16 protein-coding genes and 1 pseudogene are annotated in these 16,700 nt (G+C 38.4%); 13 read left to right on the top strand and 4 right to left on the bottom strand.

Annotated elements, in window-relative coordinates; all coding sequences use genetic code 11:
• The first annotated feature begins 126 nt into the window (after positions 1-126).
• Positions 127-465, top strand: coding sequence for a hypothetical protein (locus RMY64_RS00585; RefSeq protein ID WP_322699010.1), 339 nt, complete (start codon positions 127-129; stop codon positions 463-465).
• A 298-nt stretch (positions 466-763) separates the two neighbouring features.
• On the top strand, positions 764-1,093 hold the full coding sequence (locus RMY64_RS00580; RefSeq protein ID WP_322699009.1) for a hypothetical protein: 330 nt from the start codon (positions 764-766) through the stop codon (positions 1,091-1,093).
• 586 nt (positions 1,094-1,679) lie between these two features.
• Here the strand turns inward: RMY64_RS00580 and RMY64_RS00575 are convergent.
• Both RMY64_RS00575 and RMY64_RS00570 read right to left on the bottom strand, forming a co-directional pair.
• Positions 1,680-2,171: a hypothetical protein gene (locus tag RMY64_RS00575; RefSeq protein ID WP_322699008.1), complete on the bottom strand. Its 492-nt coding sequence runs from the start codon at positions 2,169-2,171 to the stop codon at positions 1,680-1,682.
• Positions 2,172-2,204: 33 nt separating this feature from the next.
• On the bottom strand, positions 2,205-3,491 hold the full coding sequence (locus RMY64_RS00570) for a tyrosine-type recombinase/integrase (RefSeq protein ID WP_322699007.1): 1,287 nt from the start codon (positions 3,489-3,491) through the stop codon (positions 2,205-2,207).
• Positions 3,492-3,572: 81 nt separating this feature from the next.
• Here RMY64_RS00570 and RMY64_RS00565 point away from each other — a divergent pair.
• The 7 genes and pseudogenes from RMY64_RS00565 to RMY64_RS00535 form a co-directional block, all read left to right on the top strand.
• A pseudogene (locus RMY64_RS00565) lies at positions 3,573-4,061 on the top strand (helicase-related protein); the annotation flags it as partial.
• Positions 4,062-4,385: 324 nt separating this feature from the next.
• On the top strand, positions 4,386-4,559 hold the full coding sequence (locus tag RMY64_RS00560; RefSeq protein ID WP_322669925.1) for a hypothetical protein: 174 nt from the start codon (positions 4,386-4,388) through the stop codon (positions 4,557-4,559).
• Positions 4,556-6,628, top strand: a complete 2,073-nt coding sequence (locus RMY64_RS00555) for an AAA family ATPase (protein ID WP_322699006.1) — start codon at positions 4,556-4,558, stop codon at positions 6,626-6,628. The genes RMY64_RS00560 and RMY64_RS00555 overlap by 4 nt, the downstream gene beginning before the upstream one ends.
• An 11-nt stretch (positions 6,629-6,639) precedes the next feature.
• Positions 6,640-7,209 carry a Uma2 family endonuclease gene (locus tag RMY64_RS00550; RefSeq protein WP_322669923.1) on the top strand — a complete coding sequence of 190 codons (570 nt, stop codon included), beginning with the start codon at positions 6,640-6,642 and terminating at the stop codon, positions 7,207-7,209.
• Positions 7,210-7,244: 35 nt separating this feature from the next.
• Positions 7,245-7,796, top strand: coding sequence for a Uma2 family endonuclease (locus RMY64_RS00545; RefSeq protein ID WP_322669922.1), 552 nt, complete (start codon positions 7,245-7,247; stop codon positions 7,794-7,796).
• Between the two features lie 115 nt (positions 7,797-7,911).
• Positions 7,912-8,382: a DNA phosphorothioation-associated protein 4 gene (locus RMY64_RS00540; protein WP_322669921.1), complete on the top strand. Its 471-nt coding sequence runs from the start codon at positions 7,912-7,914 to the stop codon at positions 8,380-8,382.
• Between the two features lie 31 nt (positions 8,383-8,413).
• Complete coding sequence (locus tag RMY64_RS00535; protein WP_322669920.1) at positions 8,414-9,355, top strand: HNH endonuclease; 942 nt, start codon at positions 8,414-8,416, stop codon at positions 9,353-9,355.
• On the opposite strand, the gene RMY64_RS00530 is transcribed toward RMY64_RS00535, so the two are convergent.
• Positions 9,356-10,954, bottom strand: coding sequence for a DGQHR domain-containing protein (locus RMY64_RS00530; protein ID WP_322669919.1), 1,599 nt, complete (start codon positions 10,952-10,954; stop codon positions 9,356-9,358). It abuts the gene before it with no gap.
• A 170-nt stretch (positions 10,955-11,124) separates the two neighbouring features.
• Between RMY64_RS00530 and dndC the strand changes: the two genes are divergently transcribed.
• The 3 genes from dndC (at position 11,125) to dndD (ending at position 15,815) form a co-directional block, all read left to right on the top strand.
• Positions 11,125-12,780, top strand: a complete 1,656-nt coding sequence (dndC, locus tag RMY64_RS00525) for a DNA phosphorothioation system sulfurtransferase DndC (RefSeq protein ID WP_322670044.1) — start codon at positions 11,125-11,127, stop codon at positions 12,778-12,780.
• A 74-nt stretch (positions 12,781-12,854) separates the two neighbouring features.
• Positions 12,855-13,475, top strand: coding sequence for a Uma2 family endonuclease (locus RMY64_RS00520; protein WP_322669918.1), 621 nt, complete (start codon positions 12,855-12,857; stop codon positions 13,473-13,475).
• A gap of 354 nt (positions 13,476-13,829) precedes the next feature.
• Positions 13,830-15,815: a DNA sulfur modification protein DndD gene (gene dndD / locus RMY64_RS00515; protein WP_322699005.1), complete on the top strand. Its 1,986-nt coding sequence runs from the start codon at positions 13,830-13,832 to the stop codon at positions 15,813-15,815.
• Between the two features lie 28 nt (positions 15,816-15,843).
• Here the strand turns inward: dndD and RMY64_RS00510 are convergent, their stop codons facing one another.
• Complete coding sequence (locus RMY64_RS00510; protein WP_322699085.1) at positions 15,844-16,200, bottom strand: four helix bundle protein; 357 nt, start codon at positions 16,198-16,200, stop codon at positions 15,844-15,846.
• A gap of 105 nt (positions 16,201-16,305) precedes the next feature.
• Here RMY64_RS00510 and dndE point away from each other — a divergent pair, with 105 nt between their 5' ends.
• Complete coding sequence (dndE, locus tag RMY64_RS00505) at positions 16,306-16,692, top strand: DNA sulfur modification protein DndE (protein WP_322669915.1); 387 nt, start codon at positions 16,306-16,308, stop codon at positions 16,690-16,692.
• Positions 16,693-16,700 lie beyond the last annotated feature (8 nt).

Genomic DNA, 16,700 nt, shown 5'->3' with positions numbered 1-16,700 from the left:
TATCAAAGGGGAAACAAAAAAAGTTTAACAATCAATACCATGATAACATTATCATCCATCAACACTAGTAACCCTCCAAACTCTAGTAACACAAGTGGATTACCCGCCGCATGCGACTACGCGTCGATGTATTGCAACAATACTGCCTATGATGTGGCATCAAATCAGGAATGTGATGAGAAGCCGGCGGTAAATGATTTTACCTATGTTGCACCAACTAATGAAAAAACTGTTTGTACTAAAAATCTCGCACTGAAAAACAAAGCACTTTTAGCTTTTCGAGACAAGTGTTACTCTTCCCACGCATTAGATGAAATTGCTTTACACCACAAGCCAAAAGACATCAGAGATTACATCACTCTACATATCCACCCTTTTAACAATGCTTGCCACCGTGACCTAAGTGTTCGTGGTGGAAGCAAGGATTTTTGGGAAGCAGTAATTAAGTGGTGTACCAGTAGATGAACCTCTTTCGTTAACCACGCAGATGTGACTTAGTGGCATCGAAAATAACAAGACTCTCTCAATAGCTGCGAACTAATGAGAGAGTCCTATGCACTAAAAACCAGTGCTAATAATATTCATTCTGGCAACAACAATAATACTAACAATGAAAAACAATATCGTACAGTTCTATAGACCTATTACCTTCATTTTTTGCTCAGGTTCTTTGAATTGCTGGATAAGAGAAATATGTAATGAATACAGCTTACTGTCTTTAACTTGGAATGGACAAAAGCTTGTATGTTGCAAAATAGATCCTATGTGGGCTGAAGACTATGCACAATCATTAATAAGTGCAGTATTAAGACAAGTTCCTATGAGTTTACCAGATGAGGAACCCTTAGATATAGAGTACGCTAACGACCCCTGGAAAATGGGTGTCACCTTCGGTAGCATCGAAGGTGTTACCCGCGATAACACCCATTTTGCGACATACCCAAGACCACACATTTATAGCGATGATGAGCGCATGATGATGCTTGAGTTAAGGGCGAAAGAGTTAGCGCGAGACTATCCACACATGACAGCAGAGCAGTGGAAGTCGTTTCTACTTAATGGCTGCGATAAAGAGAGAGATTCAACACACTAGGGACTAGCTTTTGCTCACTCACCACTAACTCTCCCCGATTGAGCCTTAACCCTCAGTCGGTTTGTTGTGAGTTAGGCGATCGCTAGAAGAAAATGTTTTTCTAATACCTTAAGGTTCTAGAATAACTTTTTGTGCTGGAGGCTTCATGGCTCCGTGTTTTTGGGGTTTTTAACTCGCGACTGAAAAGCAACTCCTAAGTTCATCGTTATCCGGACTTTGATCTAGCGCGAGAAAATCACCGTCTGTGAATGCCGTGATTGACCATCAACACACTTAAGCGTCAAAACCTACCGTTAACTTGGTGCAAGTGCCTTAAAGGCGATTCTGGCGCTAGGTGTTAAAGTTTGCTCACTTGCACAAGGTTGGGATTGTTGTTTTTTTGCCAATAAAGGGTGGATATTTGGTTAATGCCAGTGTAGGTATACCCCATAAAAAAGATGACATCCCACGGTGTCATCTTGGATAGTATCGCGGGTAGCATCTAAGGTGTTACCCGTTTTTTATGGGTATGCCTTGCTACTTCACAATTGCGGGTAGGCTTATTCTCTTGATGCCAAGCTTGAGGTAGTGTTTTCGGATTATTTATTCAATCAATGGTTTGTTGAATTGTTCTTACTGATGCTTTAGCTTTGTCGTCCTTTATTTGGTAGTCGCTCGGAAGGTGTTTGTAATGTTTCAATAATTTCACTAGTTGCTCAGGAGTTATCCCGCGTTCATTTTTCCTTATAAAGTATTCAATATCCCTGATATGAACTCCGACGATAACTCGATCATTTATTCTGGTTTCATAGTCAAAGATTAATTCGCTACTGCTGTAACCACCAATGCGAGATGAGTACCCATTGACGTACATAATAGCTAAGGATGAGAGTATCTTGTCACGAGTGACCGCCTTTAGTCGTTTATACTCCACAACAATATACCCTTCTGATGTCTCATGATGTGTCACCTCTTTATATTGACAATTCATTTCAATGACTTGATGCTCGTGAGAGTGTTTAATAACGAATTTATTAGATGGCTTTGTTTTGCAAAGTTCTTTGTATGTCAACATTGTTTTATTGCTGTTAGATGTCATTCCTTTTGCATCAATCGGCAATGCCTATCAGTGTTAGATGTCTAGTAAAACTCGCTCCCTGTCTGGCTGTAAGTAATGTTTGATAATGATATCTACACTGTTCCCACAGCTATCAGCTAATAGCGCTAAGTCAGTGCCATTGTTAGCCTGAATACTAATGAAGGTGTGTCGTGTTGAATAAGGTTTGAGGTAATGTGCCAATTGTCCAGACTGAACTAATTGAGTGACTACACCTGGTATTTGATACGATTTACCAGATGGTCTGACTACATTCGTGCCTTGCCAGTAAGTACCAATCTTGTATGTGTCGCATCGTTCATTTTTGTACGTAAAAACTAAATCATTGGGGTTCTTATCTTCCCCGTACAAGTTTTTCAATAAATCAATTAGTCTGTTCATCCCCTTCATTTTGAACCATCTAATGACACCTGTCTTAGTGTCCTTCATTAGTACTTTTGTGTGAGTGCTATAACTTTCATCAAATACTATCCATCCAGTGTCAAACTTAATATCCTTCCATTGCAGCGCAAAAGCTTCACCATGTCTACAGCCAGTCAGAAATAAAAATTCAACCAAAGGCGCTAGTATCCTTTCCCCTTTTCTATCTGAAGCATAAAAACTGTTAATTATTAAGTCTCTTTCATCCTTGGTATAAGCCACGAAATCTTCTTGTTCCGAAACTTGCTTTGATTTTTTAGGAAGTCTGTAGCTTGATTTTATTTCCGAAAAATAATCCTCTGAAACACCCGATTTTTTATTAATTGCCCATTGACATAATCGAGAGAGTATTCCGTACAGAGTTTTGATTTGTTTGCGATTCTTGGTTCTACTGTTCAACTCTGTAATGATTTCGTTCGCGGTTACTTCATCGAAGGGCTTGTCCATAAACGGGCGTAATGTATGCTCGTGCTTATCCTTGTAAGCGCCGATATAAGTACTCTCACCTATTTGCTGAGTCTTGAGCCTCCATTCCACGAATTCATCCCATAGTTCCCTTAGTGTTGGCAGTGCCCTTGCAGTAGGCAGATGAGTAACAGTGGCTAACATCGGCTTGATGTCCATGTACTTAGCAAGGGTAGGGTCAAACAGTCCACCATCTGGATGGTCGATATCGGCTTGTATTCTTCTGGCTATACCGTCTGCCCACTGTTGATTCTCTGGCGTATCGCTTCTGCCTAGTCCTTTATAAGCTTGACGCTTGCCATAAAACTGTTGACTGACCTTGGTAGAAAACTGTAACCGCAAGCTACCCTTGTCGGTTCCTACCCTGATGTCGGCTAATTGACTGGAATGCTTGTTACTTGGGCGTTTTGATTGCATCTAGTAATCCTCTAGTAAAAAGTACAAGGCAAAGTTACCTAATATCTACAGGATACCAGTCTTAAACCCAGTTGTCCCGTTTCCCAAGATGCGGGACAACGTTCATCTCTACGCCAACTTAAAGCTGTTGCTAAAATCCTGGGGGTGGATTTAGGGTACAAGGTAAGCACCTATACAGCTCAAACAACTTTACAAGAAAGGGAAATTTTACGGCATCAATTTGAAAGTGGAGAGTTGCAAGGTTTAGTCGCAATTTGTTGTTTAGATGAAGGCGTCGATATTCCGGCAATTCAAACTGCGGTGATTTTATCAAGTTCTGGAAATCCCCGCCAATTTATTCAGCGACGGGGGCGAGTTTTGCGCCCTCATCCAGCTAAAGAACGCGCCACTATATTTGACATGATTGTTTTACCACCAGATTTAGATAGAGAAACTATAGAAGTTGAACGTAATCTATTGAAAAAGGAATTGCGTCGCTTTGTGGAATTTGCTGATTTAGCTGATAACGCTGGTGAAGCAAGAATGAAGTTACTTGATTTACAAAAACGATATGGTTTATTAGATATTTGATGGTGAACTATATAGTTGTATTTTTTTGTAAAATTTTTCGAGTTTTTAAAAAACAAGCATTAAGTATGAAATAATAAAATCATGAATTAGATCATAATAGAATGTAAATAGCTTTAAAAATTCTGCTTACATCCCATTACGATCTAGATTGTTAATATTAATAATAGAAGACAATTCAAGAATAAAGTCTTTTTTCAAAGAAAAGTATAAATTTAAAAAAATAGTTTTTACAAAATTAAAGATAACGCTAACAGTGGCTTTACGGAGGTAAATGCAGTACTAGAAAAAGTTAAAATATAGAAAAACTATATTTCCAAACCGAAGATGTCACAAGATGCGAATATCGATGATGTGCAGGAGCCAATAAACAGCGCTCCGCCGGAAGTACGGCAAATTATTGAGCGGGTATGGAAGCTGGAAAAAGGCAGACTAGATAAAAAGATTAACAGCCATATAAATGATAATATTTTAGACATTATTAAGGAAGAGGTGCGATGAAGCTGACTTCAATCAAGCTCTGCAACTTTCGCTCCTTTTATGGTACGACACCAGAGATGCTTCTGGCTAGTGGAGATATTCAAAACACAACGATTATTCATGGTAATAATGGCTCTGGAAAAACCAGTTTACTAAATGCCTTTACTTGGGTATTATATGAAAAATTTAGTGCAGCATTTGCATCGATAGAACAGTTAGTAAATAAGCGTGCGATCGCAGAAGCTCAAAAAGGTCAAGCTGTAGAATGTTGGGTAGAGATTGGCTGGGAACATGAAGGTAAACGCTATCGAGTTAAACGCACCTGTCGGGGTTATAAAAGCGAAGGTGATTTTGACGCTGGCAAAACTCAATTAACGATGTGGGTTGGTGCGGATGATGGCAAATGGAATATACCAATTCAGCAACCAGACGATATAATTAATCAAATTTTACCCGCTACTTTACATCAATATTTTTTCTTTGACGGCGAACGAATTGAAGAAATAGTTCGTTCTGATAAAAAAGCTGAAATTGCTGAAGCTACAAAAATTTTCTTGGGTGTAGAAGTAATCAACCGTTCCATCAGACATTTAGGAGATGCTAAAAAAACTCTAGAAAATGAGTTAAAAGCGATTGGTGATTCTGAAATTAAACAATTGTTACGACAGCAAGAAAAGATAGAACGAGAGCGTGAACGCATTACCAAGCGACAAACTGAAATTAAAGAAGAGCTAGAATATCAACAAACTTTTAAAAAAGAGACAAGTAACCGCTTGCGAGAACTGAGTGCTGCTAAGGAATTACAAGAAAGATGGCAAAATTTAGAATCGCAGAAAACAGCGAATCAAGAAGAATATAAAAAAACGAAGGAAGCGCTCAAAAAAGTTATTTCTGCGCGGGGTTATACCGTTTTACTCTCAGAAACTACATCCCAGTTCCGAGGAATTATCAATGATTTGAAGGCGCGAGGCGAGTTAACATCAGGGATTTCGCGGGAATTTGTGAATGATTTACTCAATTCTCAGCGCTGTATTTGTGGCGCAGAATTACACGAGGGTAATCATTCTCATACTCATGTGAGTAACTGGCTAAATAAAGCAGGTTCTTCGGCGGTAGAAGAAACTGCAATTCGGATGTTAGCACAAGTAGATGAAATTGATAAGCAAGCAATAGGATTTTGGGAAGAAGTTGATAGAGAACAAAGTAGAATTAATCAGTTAAGGCAAAGCATATCTCAAATTGAAGGCGATTTAGACAATATTCAAGAACGGTTGCGAAAAGATGCTAATGAAGAAATTAGCAGTTTACAAAAACGCTTAGATGAAATTGAAAATAAAATTGATGAATTGAATCGAGAACAGGGTGCAAATCAGCAGCAAATTGCTCAACTCACAACTGAGATTGAAGGTTTAAACAAACAAATCGCCAAGCAAAAGCTGAATGAAGACAAGCAAACTCTAGCACAACGACGAATTAACGCTACTCAAGATGCAATCGAACGGTTAACAGAAGTTAGAAATCGTCAAGAACAACAATTTCGTCTGCAATTAGAAAAGAGAGTGCAAGAAATATTTACTGAGATTTCTGTTACTCCATACATCCCTAAAATTAGCGATAAATATGAACTGACATTAGTAGAAAATACTACAGGTGTGGAAGCGCCAGTTGCAGCTTCTACCGGGGAGAATCAAATTCTCAGTTTATCTTTTATAGCCAGCATCATTGACAAAGTGCGGGAATGGAGTGAGAAACGAAAAATGATGATGATTCCCGATAGTAGTACTTTCCCAATTGTGATGGATTCGCCGTTTGGAAGTTTGGATGAGAATTCGCGGCGACACATTGCGAAGACAATTCCCCAATTAGCGAATCAGTTGATAGTTTTAGTTACTAAGACTCAATGGCGGGGTGAAGTAGAAGCAGAAATGACAGACAGAATTGGTAGAGAATATGTGCTTACGTATTATTCTTCTAAGCCGGATTGCGAACAAGATTATATTGAGTTGGGTGGGGAAAGATATCCTTTGGTGAAACAAAGTCCGAACGAGTTTGAGTATACTAAAATTATCGCGGTTGAACGTAATCTTTAAAGGATAAAGTTATGGTTGCGAGTCCAGATGGAAATTATATGTCTCCCCAAGAATACCTGGAATGGGAAGAACGCCAAGAAATCAAATATGAATATATTGATGGTGAAGTTTTCGCTATGACTGAGGGTACTCTTCCCCATAATGATATTGCTTTAAACTTAGCTTCAGCGTTAAAAAGTCAGCTGCGAGGAAGTGGGTGTCGTGTGAATATGGCGGATGGGAAAGTAGGTGTATCTGAAAAGGGGCCTTTTCATTATCCTGATGTTGTGGTGAGTTGCGATGAACGAGATAAACAAGCTATTCAATTTCTCCAATATCCTTGTTTAATTGTTGAAGTTCTGTCCCCAAGTACAGAAGCTTACGATAGAGGTACAAAATTTACGCGGTATCGTCGCATTCAGACTTTGCAAGAATACGTCCTTATCGATGCTGAAAAAATTGGTTTAGATTGCTTCCGGTTAAATGATAGAGGACTTTGGGAGTTACATCCTTATGAACAAGGGGATGAAGTTCATTTAACTAGCGTTGATTTTCACTTTCCTATTTCTTTGCTTTATGAAGACGTTCAGTTTCCTATTTAAATTAGGATTATCTTCGATTCATGATTAGGAGTTTTATGAGTATTAAAACTGAAGCAACTATTGAAGATTTGTACCATTTACCTGACAATTGTAAAGCAGAGATTGTCAATGGAAAATTGGTGCTGATGTCTCCAACTGGATTTTTACCAGGACGTGCAGGTGGTGAAATTTATGCAAGTTTACGGGATTATGAACGTCTGAAAAAAAGTGGTTATGCTTTGCCTGATAATGTCGGTTTTATTGTCAATCTTCCTAACCGCCGTTCTTTAAGTCCTGATGCTGCATTTTATACTGGCAAACCTACAGGTGGGAAGTTTCTTAATGGTGCGCCTATATTTGCTGCTGAGGTGCGAAGTGAAAATGATTACGGTGATAAGGCTGAGATAGATATGGCTAGTAAACGCCGTGATTATTTTGCGGCTGGTACGCTGGTAGTTTGGGATGTAGATGTGCTTAAAGAGGAAGTTATTAGAGTATATCGTGCTAGTAATCCTGAAGAACCGCAAGTTTATCGCCGTGGTGAGGTAGCTGAAGCTGAACCCGCAGTGCCAGGATGGACTATGTTAGTGGATAATTTGTTTGTTTAGTGTTTGTTTAGCGATCGCCCACATACTATCATCAAATCATACCTTGGCAATTGCGTAAACGTAGCGATCGCTTTTCGCTGTCGGTTAAGATGGCAACAATGTAAATATTAATATCATGGCTGCAAATAGAATTAGGGTTGCTAAAGATAAGGCTGAGTTAGTGAAATCTCTAGTAGCATCAAAAGACACAACTGGGCCTTTTCAGACTTATGTAGAAGTAATGGTGTTTGCAGCAGCTTTAGGCGTTAAATATAAAAAGCGGGTTCCTTTGGGAGAAACCACAAAACGAGAACCATCTCCAATCCCACAAGAAAATTTTGCTTCATTAGGATATGACCTAATCATTAAATTATTAGCAATAAATGAAACTAAAGATATCAATATACTTTCATCTAGAGAAGAACAAGATGAAGATAAACGTACTCAAATATTTGAAGAATATGCTAATGGAGGACTGGAGATTTTACAAAACGAGTTGCGAGGTTCTGTTGACTACTCAGAGCGACTTTTATTAGTTCTGATTTCTGAAAGAGGGACAAAAGAACAGTTAGAAGAAGAATTTGACCTGAGTAAATTTTTAAATTGATTTTTTTACTTGCTTAATTAAGTTATTAAATATGAAAAATATAACTTATTACTGTCAACGCTTTGCTGAATTAAATGTGAGAATTAGCCGAAAACGTGGTAATGCTCAATATAAACCAATCCTACTTTTATCTGTAATTGATTTGATTGCGCGAGGTATTAATACTACGAATGAAATTCCCGTTTCCGACGAATTAATTCAAACATTTGAGAGGTATTGGAATGTAATTGGTTCTCCGTCTTACAAAGGTGGCTTACACTATCCTTTCTTCCATCTCCAAAATGAGGGCTTTTGGTACTTAAAATTTAAGCCTGAATTTAATGGGTTACAGCCAAAAACAATTAACAAACTAAAAGAGGCTGTTGAATACGCATATCTAGACAATGAATTATTTAACTTTTTGGAAGATGAATCTTCTAGAAAAGAACTAATTGACGCACTTGTGACAGCTTTCTTTTCTGATAATGAAAATGATATAGAAGCGATTTTACAAATAAATCAAGCTTTTCAAGATGATCCGTTAGAGATAGAAAAATTAATTGAAACAGTAAATTTAGAGGCTAATCCCAGATGGGGATGGAAACGAGCAGTTATTAGAAATGCTTTTTTTAGGACAGCAATTATACATATTTATGATTACAAATGTGCTTTTTGTGGACTCAAAGTAACTAAAAAAGTAAATCAAAATATTGTGGATGGCGCACACATTAAGCCATTTTCACAGTTTTATGATAGCAAAATTAATAATGGAATTGCTCTTTGCAAAAATCATCATTGGGCATTTGATAGGGGTTGGTTTACTGTAGATAAACAATACAAAATCATAGTTAGTAATGATTTAGTAGAAGTATCTCCCCATGTTAAACCTATGAAAGATTTTCATGGTGAAACAATACTTCTACCAAATACAGAGCAACACTTTCCAGAACTAGAAGCACTGCAATGGCATCGCCAAAATATATTTCAAGCATAATTACAGGATAGGTGGAAGTCCTACCGCTTTCGGTTCAACAAGCTTGCCATCAAAACTTATAGTTTTATCTTCCACAGTCCTAGCATCCGCCAAAGCTTTACGAAGTTCAGCACGTTCCATCTGTTCCTGAATTCCACCCAGGATGTAAACCAATAACTTCGCCGCTAAATCTCGTCCAGCAACCTGCACCCGCTTTTTATTTGGGTCATACAAAACCCCATACCAGAGAGATTGGGGATATTCCATACCACTAAAGCCGCCTTGTTGGTCGAACTTCCGCAGCTTCTTAAAAATATCTGCTAGGGAAAAACCTTTTTTAAATACCAAAATTCCTAAAGCTTGCGCTAATGCAACTTGAGCAACCGGACGGAAAAGCATATTTCCTTCACCTCCATCTTTCTCAAAGCTAAAGCGCCGCAAAGCTGGTGTATCCTCGTGTTCTAAAATTTTATAACTTGAAAGACTAGCTAAATTATCAAATAGCTTGCTAAATTCCTGAATTCCCTGCTCAAGTTCTTCATCTTCTGGACGCATGGGTATTAGACCTTTCTCCAAGGGTTTCCAGTGGGGGAACTTTTGAGCCAAATATCGCTCAGACATATCTTGTAGAGCTTGCAATGTCGTCAAAACTGTAGAATTGGAAGCCACTGTTGCACTATTCCAATTAACGCGGGGATTGCGTTCTTGTCGTTGTTCTAATAGTGGATGTGTAACTGCAATTTTTCTAGCAACGATCGCAAAACCATCATCCTCATTCAACTGTGTTAGTTGCCCTTTAGTCAACGGTGCAGCCATCAGGTTGACATGAACAAAAATCGATCTTACCCTCCGCCTCGCCTGGGTGCGAGTTTCCCCAGCCGCTACCGCACAGATAAACTCAATACCAATTTTTTCCTTGGGTAAATTTTGCAAGTAAGCAAGGTCTACTTGGTACTTTTCTATCAAATCATTGACTGTAATAAAACTGTCATCAGCACCTTTATCTTTTTTATATCGCTGGAGTTTACGAGTTTTGATTAACTCCATCAACCCCTGAACCCCCATTAATCTGTGTTGCCCATCTAGTGCATAAATAGTTACATCATCCTCAGAAATATTTAGCAGACCTACCTTACCGTCTTTATCTAGGGGTATAAAATCAGTCGTAGACTTTGTAGCGCGTCCTTCACTATCCCACTCAGCAGCTTTGGGATTATCCACCCACGGTTGATTAATCACCACTAGCACCGGCGGAAACTTATGATTGTCTCTAGCCGCTAAATACTGGACTAGCGGTGCTTGACGTGACCAATCAAGCGGACGTTGCTGAATTTCATCAATACTATCTGCGTCAATCTCGACATTATCAGTTTCAGGATTGTACTTTTTTTGAAACAAAGGTAAGCCAGAGGCGAAGTGAACCCGACCTGCGAACCATTCCAATGTAACAGAGCTAACATAAGCCTCAGTACCACCCATCTCGGTTTTTTGAACGAGAATCTGATCTTTTCTCCCTAAAAACTTCTCTAGGAGTAATGCTAGTACCTGCTTTTCCTTGTTTTCCCGTTCCAGGTATTCTCTAGCAATGTCAGCAGTGGGGTCAGATGCGCTATCTTTCATGTTAATTTTAAAAACAGAATAGGATTATGTCGTTTAATTATCCAAAAATTTGGATATTAGTAGTAAAGTTTTTAAAAACTTTTCTTCAGCCCAGGTCGGTGGGTTTTGTCTATATAGCCGCGAATTCTATTCGCCCGAATATTACGCCAGGTTTCCAGAGAGAAGGAGAAATGACTACAGCACAACAAGCAGAAAATAAAGGTCAGCAAACACGTACTGTAGCAGAGTTAGTGGAATACATCCAAGCTCTCACCACTGAAATTCAAGAATTGTATTGTTTAGACCAGATACCTTGGGTAGTAGGCTATTCCGGTGGTAAAGATAGTACTGCCACTTTACAGCTTATCTGGAATGCGATCGCAGCACTACCAATTGAAAAGCGAAAAAAGACTATTCATGTTATTACAACTGACACACTGGTAGAAAACCCTGTAGTCTCTGTTTGGGTACGCAAATCCTTAGAAAGGATGAAAGTTGCTGCTCAAGAACAGAAAATGCCCATTGAACCACATTTATTACACCCAGAAATCAAAGAGACATTCTGGGTAAGCTTGATTGGTAAAGGTTATCCAACGCCGCGAGGAAAATTTCGTTGGTGTACAGACCGTCTAAAAATTCATCCTTCTAACCACTTTATACGTGATGTGGTTAGAGTAAATGGGGAAGTTATTCTTGTTTTAGGTACGCGCAAGGCTGAAAGTGTCAAACGTGCTATCTCAATGGAAAAGCATCAAGCAGGTAGCCTTAAAGATCGTCTTATTTCTGATTCAAGTTCACATACATCTCTGCTTTACCATAGTGCAAGCTTGCCTAATTCTTTAATTTATAGCCCTATTGAAGACTGGCGTACTGATGAAGTTTGGATTTACCTAAATCAATGGCAAAACCCTTGGGGATATAGCAACAAAGATTTGTTCACTATGTATCGAGGTGCTACAGCAGATAATGAATGTCCACTAGTTGTTGATACTTCGACTGCTAGCTGTGGTGATTCTCGATTTGGGTGCTGGGTTTGCACAATTGTTAGTAAAGATAAATCAATGGAGGCAATGATTCAAAATGATGAAGAAAAAGAATGGATGCAGCCTCTATTAGATATCCGTAATGAATTAGATAATAGAGATGACCGCGATAAAAGAGACTTCCGTCGCATCTGGGGAGAAGTCCAACTTTTTGAACGCCATGTAGATGGTGAAACCTCTATTGAACCAATTCACGGCCCCTATACTAAATTTTGGCGGGAACATTGGCTCAGACGATTATTAGAAGCGCAAACAAAAACTCGTCGTACAGCGCCAGAAAATATGCGCGACATCACCCTAATTACTCTAGAAGAAATGAGTGAAATTCGCCGCATTTGGCTAGAAGAAAAACACGAATTTGATGATAGCTTACCCCGGATTTATCAAGAAGTGACTGGTGAAGAATTTCAAGATCCCCGTCCTGGTGCTGACTATAGCTTACTAGGTCGTGATGAGTGGATAGTATTAGAAGAAATCTGTGAAGGTGACGCGATGCACTTGGAACTCATGGCGAAATTGTTAGACACAGAACGCCAGTATCGCAAAAAGACTCGTCGCGTGGGAATATACGAAACCCTAGAAAAATGTTTTAATACAAGTTCCCGTTCCCCAGAAGATGCGATTAAAAATGCTCGTTTGAAACGCGAGTTAAGCGAAGCAGTTAGTCAAGGTGATGTTGCAAAAGTCAAGCAGATGACTTTGGGCGATGTTGCACCAATCAATGAAGTAGATGAAGGTAAAAGTGAAAGCGATGAAGAGGTAACTTGGGCAAGTATGAAATTCAAAAAGGAAAACTCAGAATAATAGAAGATGGGAGTCAACAAACTACTTAAAGAACGCTTGACAAAGTTTGATCATTTTAAAACAAGCGAGGTTCTATGATTCAAGCCATACACAAATTAGTAACTTTTGAAGATTTTGCAGCTTGGCGGCCTGAAGGTGGAAGATACGAATTACATGATGGCGTGATTGTTGAAATAGCTCAACCAGTAGGAGATCATGAGGATGTTGTTGGTTTTTTGGCGCTAAATATATCTATCGAAATTGGGCGACAAAAACTTCCTTACTTCATTCCAAAAACTGTATTAGTCAAGCCATTTGAAGGTGAATCAGCTTATTCACCAGATATTTTAATAATCAATCGACCAAATTTAGTGAATGAGCCTTTCTGGAAAAAAGAATCAACTGTATCTCAAGCTACATCTATTCCCTTAGTTATTGAAGTTGTTAGTACTAATTGGCGAGATGATTACTACAAAAAATTAGCTGATTATGAGGCTATAGGTATTCCCGAATATTGGATTATAGATTACGCGGCTATAGGTGCTAGGAAGTTTATTGGTAATCCTAAACTGCCTACTATATCCATTTATGAATTAATTGATAGTGAGTACCAAGTTACTCAATTTAAAGGCGATACCCATATTGTCTCCCCTACTTTCCCAGAATTGAATTTAACCGCCGAACAGATTTTTCAAGCTGGAGGTGTGCAAATCTAGCCACGCTTACCAACACCGAGACAGATGCAATCGCATTTCTTAACAGTTAGTGATGGTATTATCTATATTTCATAGACAATATTTTTTCTCAATGCATCAGACAAAATCATCTAATTAATTTTATCTGATTCCTTTGATCGCAAAGTTTCTGCTTCTGCGATCGCCGTTGAACTCATGTTAATCTTAGGATGTTTTAAAAGTCGTGATTGATTTATCAAATATTTTACCCCACCCTAACCCTCCCCTTATAAAGGGGAGGGAACTTGATTTTCTTGTTTCCCCCCTTTATAAGGGGGGATTAAGGGGGGTAAAAAATCACACCATATAACTTTTCAAACACACTCTTAAAAATCAATGATATTTCTTGAACTCGTATTACAAAACTTTGGCCCCTATAGTGGAAAACAAGTAATCAACCTTAACCCAAAAATTGATGAGGAAACCTCACACCCAATTATCTTATTAGGTGGGATGAATGGCGGCGGAAAAACTACCCTTATGGATGCCATTCGTCTCGCTCTTTATGGCCCCCGCGCCCAATGTTCTACCCGTGGGAATTTAAGTTATAGCGATTTTCTCAATCAATGTGTCAACAACAAAATAGATCCAATTGCAGATACCCGGATTGAATTACTTTTTGAACATATTGAAAACGATAAACCAATAAAATACCGTGTTGTGCGTAGTTGGACAAAAAATCCTAAAGACGGGAAAGATACATTAGGTATTTTAGGTGACAGTGATACCTGGCCTGATGCTTTAGTTAATATTTGGGATGAATATATTGAAAATCTCCTACCATTAGGTATTTCTAACTTATTTCTCTTTGATGGTGAACAAGTTAAAGAACTCGCAGAACAGGAAACACCACCACCAGTTGTAGTAGATGCGATACGCGGACTTTTAGGTTTAGAATTAGCAGATCGTTTAGCAGTTGATTTAGATATCTTGGTTAACCGTAAACTTAAAGAAGTTGGTAATAGTAAAGATTTAGCAAACCTAGAGGAAATTGAAACTAGGTTAACCCAACAGCAAGAAGATTATCAAACAACAGAAGAAAAGTTAGAAACTCTCAAAAATCAGGTAGAAGACTTAGAACAAAAGCAGCAAGAAGCCTTTGATAAATTCATTTCTGAAGGTGGGAATATTGCCGCAGAACGCAATCAACTAGAACTACAACAGGATACAAAAACTGCGGAAATCGAACAAGTACGTCAATCGATGTGTGAATTGGCGGCTGATGTTTTACCTCTGGCATTAATTCCCAATTTGCTTAATCAGGTACAAGCACAGGGAGAAAAGGAATTTCGCCATCAACAGGTACAAATTTCTAAAAATTTGTTAATTGAGCGAGATCAGCGCTTACTCGCTTGGCTAAATCAAGGGGAAATTTCTCCGATTCAAGTTGAAAAAATTCAATCTTTTCTAGTCCAAGATGTAGATAATTTATATGCCAAGACTATCCAAATAGAAGCACCTTGGCTATTAGCTGATGATGAAAGCTTAAGTCAGCTAGATAATCTCATATATCACTTACAAAATTCTAAACTTTCTGCAAAAGAGAAATTAGGTATTCTCAAAAATAAAGAAGAAGAAATTCATACTCTAGAAAGACAAGTGCAAACAGCAGCAGCACCAGAAGATTATACAAAGCTGCGTCAAGCACTAGAAACGGCACAAAATCAAGTTGTTGAAGCTAAAGCAAATTACGAAACAATCCGCCGCCGTTTAGCTGAATTAGAAACTATTATTGCCAAGTCAAAAAAAGAATTAAGTGATTATACTGTCGAAAATATTAAACATAAAAATAGCGAACATATTATTACTTCAGCAGCAAAAGTTCAAGAAACACTCAAGACTTTTCGGGAAAAATTAACTCTGCGAAAACTCAATAAATTAGAAGAAGAAGTTAAAAATTGCTTTCTTTATCTCCTGCATAAATCAGATTTAGTGCATCGCATCACTATTGATACTAAGACTTTCAGCCTTTTGCTATACGATTTAAATGGTAAACCTGTTCCTAAACATCGTTTATCAGCAGGTGAAAAACAATTACTTGCGATCGCCTTCCTCTGGGGTTTAGCCAAAGTCTCTGGACACCGCCTCCCAGTAGCAATCGATACACCATTAGGTAGACTAGATTCCTCTCATCGCAACAACTTAGTTGAACGTTACTTTCCATCTGCTAGCCATCAAGTAATTTTACTATCTACAGATACTGAGATTGGCAAGAAAGAAGTAGAAACACTGCGAGAAAACGAAGCGATCGCCCGCGAATATCTCCTCAAATACGACTCCTCCACCCGCCAAACAACTATTCAACCAGGCTACTTTTGGTAATTCGTAATTCGTAATTCGTAATTCGTAATTATTTACCTTTGAGTCGTTTGGTGGAAGCAACTAGAATTTTGCCAATTTCATTTGCCTCTTGGAGAAGTAGTTGAAATTTGTGTCTATCCACTAATTCGGATTCAATTAATATTTCCAACCAGTATTGTGTTTCTCTTGCTTCTTTCAAAGCGATTTCTAATTTATTGATAAAATCTCTATTAGATTGGGCAGACTGTGCTTCTCGAACATTTGCACCAATCGAAGTACTGGAACGAAGTAATTGTTTAGAGAGAATTCTATAAACACCAGGTTTTTCCTCTAAAAAGCAACAAGCTTTAACAATTCTTACTGCAAAACTTCTTGTCCGATCAGTAATGCTACTATTAGTTACCAGATTTCTCTTTTAAATCTTAATATCTATGTTTCCCCCATCTAAAATAAAAATTACAGTATCAGTCTAAATCAATTACGAATTACGAATTACGAATTACGAATTATTATGGAATCCCCAATCGAAAGAATAAAACTGTCTCAAACAGCCAAAGACCAACTTACCAAACTTAAGCGCAGCACCAAAATCGATCAATGGAATATCCTATGCCGTTGGGCGTTTTGTCGTTCCCTCGCAGAAGCAACCACACCCTCCCCCGTCCCAATTCCCCAGGATAGTAATGTCGAAATGAGTTGGCGCGTTTTTGGTGGCGAAATGTCTGATATACTCCTCCTCGCCCTCAAGCAACGCTGTCATAATGACGGTTATTCTATTGACAAAGAAACCCTTGCTACCCAATTTCGGTTACATTTGCATCGCGGAATTGGCTACTTAGCAGGCGATCCAAATATCAAGAAAATTGAAGATTTAATTGAACTGGCTGTTAAACCTTGAAAGAATAT

The organism is Nostoc sp. DedQUE08, assembly GCF_034530895.1.
GTDB lineage: Bacteria > Cyanobacteriota > Cyanobacteriia > Cyanobacteriales > Nostocaceae > Nostoc.
Note: the sequence above shows the minus strand (reverse complement) of the source record. Positions and strands in the feature narration are given on the sequence as shown.

What these genes read in the sequence shown, in the direction of transcription:
- RMY64_RS00585 (WP_322699010.1), top strand. Translation starts at nt 127, where the DNA reads ATGTATTGCAACAATACTGCCTATGATGTGGCATCAAATCAGGAATGT.
- RMY64_RS00580 (WP_322699009.1), top strand. Translation starts at nt 764, where the DNA reads ATGTGGGCTGAAGACTATGCACAATCATTAATAAGTGCAGTATTAAGA.
- RMY64_RS00575 (WP_322699008.1), bottom strand. Translation starts at nt 2,171, where the DNA reads ATGACATCTAACAGCAATAAAACAATGTTGACATACAAAGAACTTTGC.
- RMY64_RS00570 (WP_322699007.1), bottom strand. Translation starts at nt 3,491, where the DNA reads ATGCAATCAAAACGCCCAAGTAACAAGCATTCCAGTCAATTAGCCGAC.
- RMY64_RS00560 (WP_322669925.1), top strand. Translation starts at nt 4,386, where the DNA reads ATGTCACAAGATGCGAATATCGATGATGTGCAGGAGCCAATAAACAGC.
- RMY64_RS00555 (WP_322699006.1), top strand. Translation starts at nt 4,556, where the DNA reads ATGAAGCTGACTTCAATCAAGCTCTGCAACTTTCGCTCCTTTTATGGT.
- RMY64_RS00550 (WP_322669923.1), top strand. Translation starts at nt 6,640, where the DNA reads ATGGTTGCGAGTCCAGATGGAAATTATATGTCTCCCCAAGAATACCTG.
- RMY64_RS00545 (WP_322669922.1), top strand. Translation starts at nt 7,245, where the DNA reads ATGAGTATTAAAACTGAAGCAACTATTGAAGATTTGTACCATTTACCT.
- RMY64_RS00540 (WP_322669921.1), top strand. Translation starts at nt 7,912, where the DNA reads ATGGCTGCAAATAGAATTAGGGTTGCTAAAGATAAGGCTGAGTTAGTG.
- RMY64_RS00535 (WP_322669920.1), top strand. Translation starts at nt 8,414, where the DNA reads ATGAAAAATATAACTTATTACTGTCAACGCTTTGCTGAATTAAATGTG.
- RMY64_RS00530 (WP_322669919.1), bottom strand. Translation starts at nt 10,954, where the DNA reads ATGAAAGATAGCGCATCTGACCCCACTGCTGACATTGCTAGAGAATAC.
- dndC (WP_322670044.1), top strand. Translation starts at nt 11,125, where the DNA reads ATGACTACAGCACAACAAGCAGAAAATAAAGGTCAGCAAACACGTACT.
- RMY64_RS00520 (WP_322669918.1), top strand. Translation starts at nt 12,855, where the DNA reads ATGATTCAAGCCATACACAAATTAGTAACTTTTGAAGATTTTGCAGCT.
- dndD (WP_322699005.1), top strand. Translation starts at nt 13,830, where the DNA reads ATGATATTTCTTGAACTCGTATTACAAAACTTTGGCCCCTATAGTGGA.
- dndE (WP_322669915.1), top strand. Translation starts at nt 16,306, where the DNA reads ATGGAATCCCCAATCGAAAGAATAAAACTGTCTCAAACAGCCAAAGAC.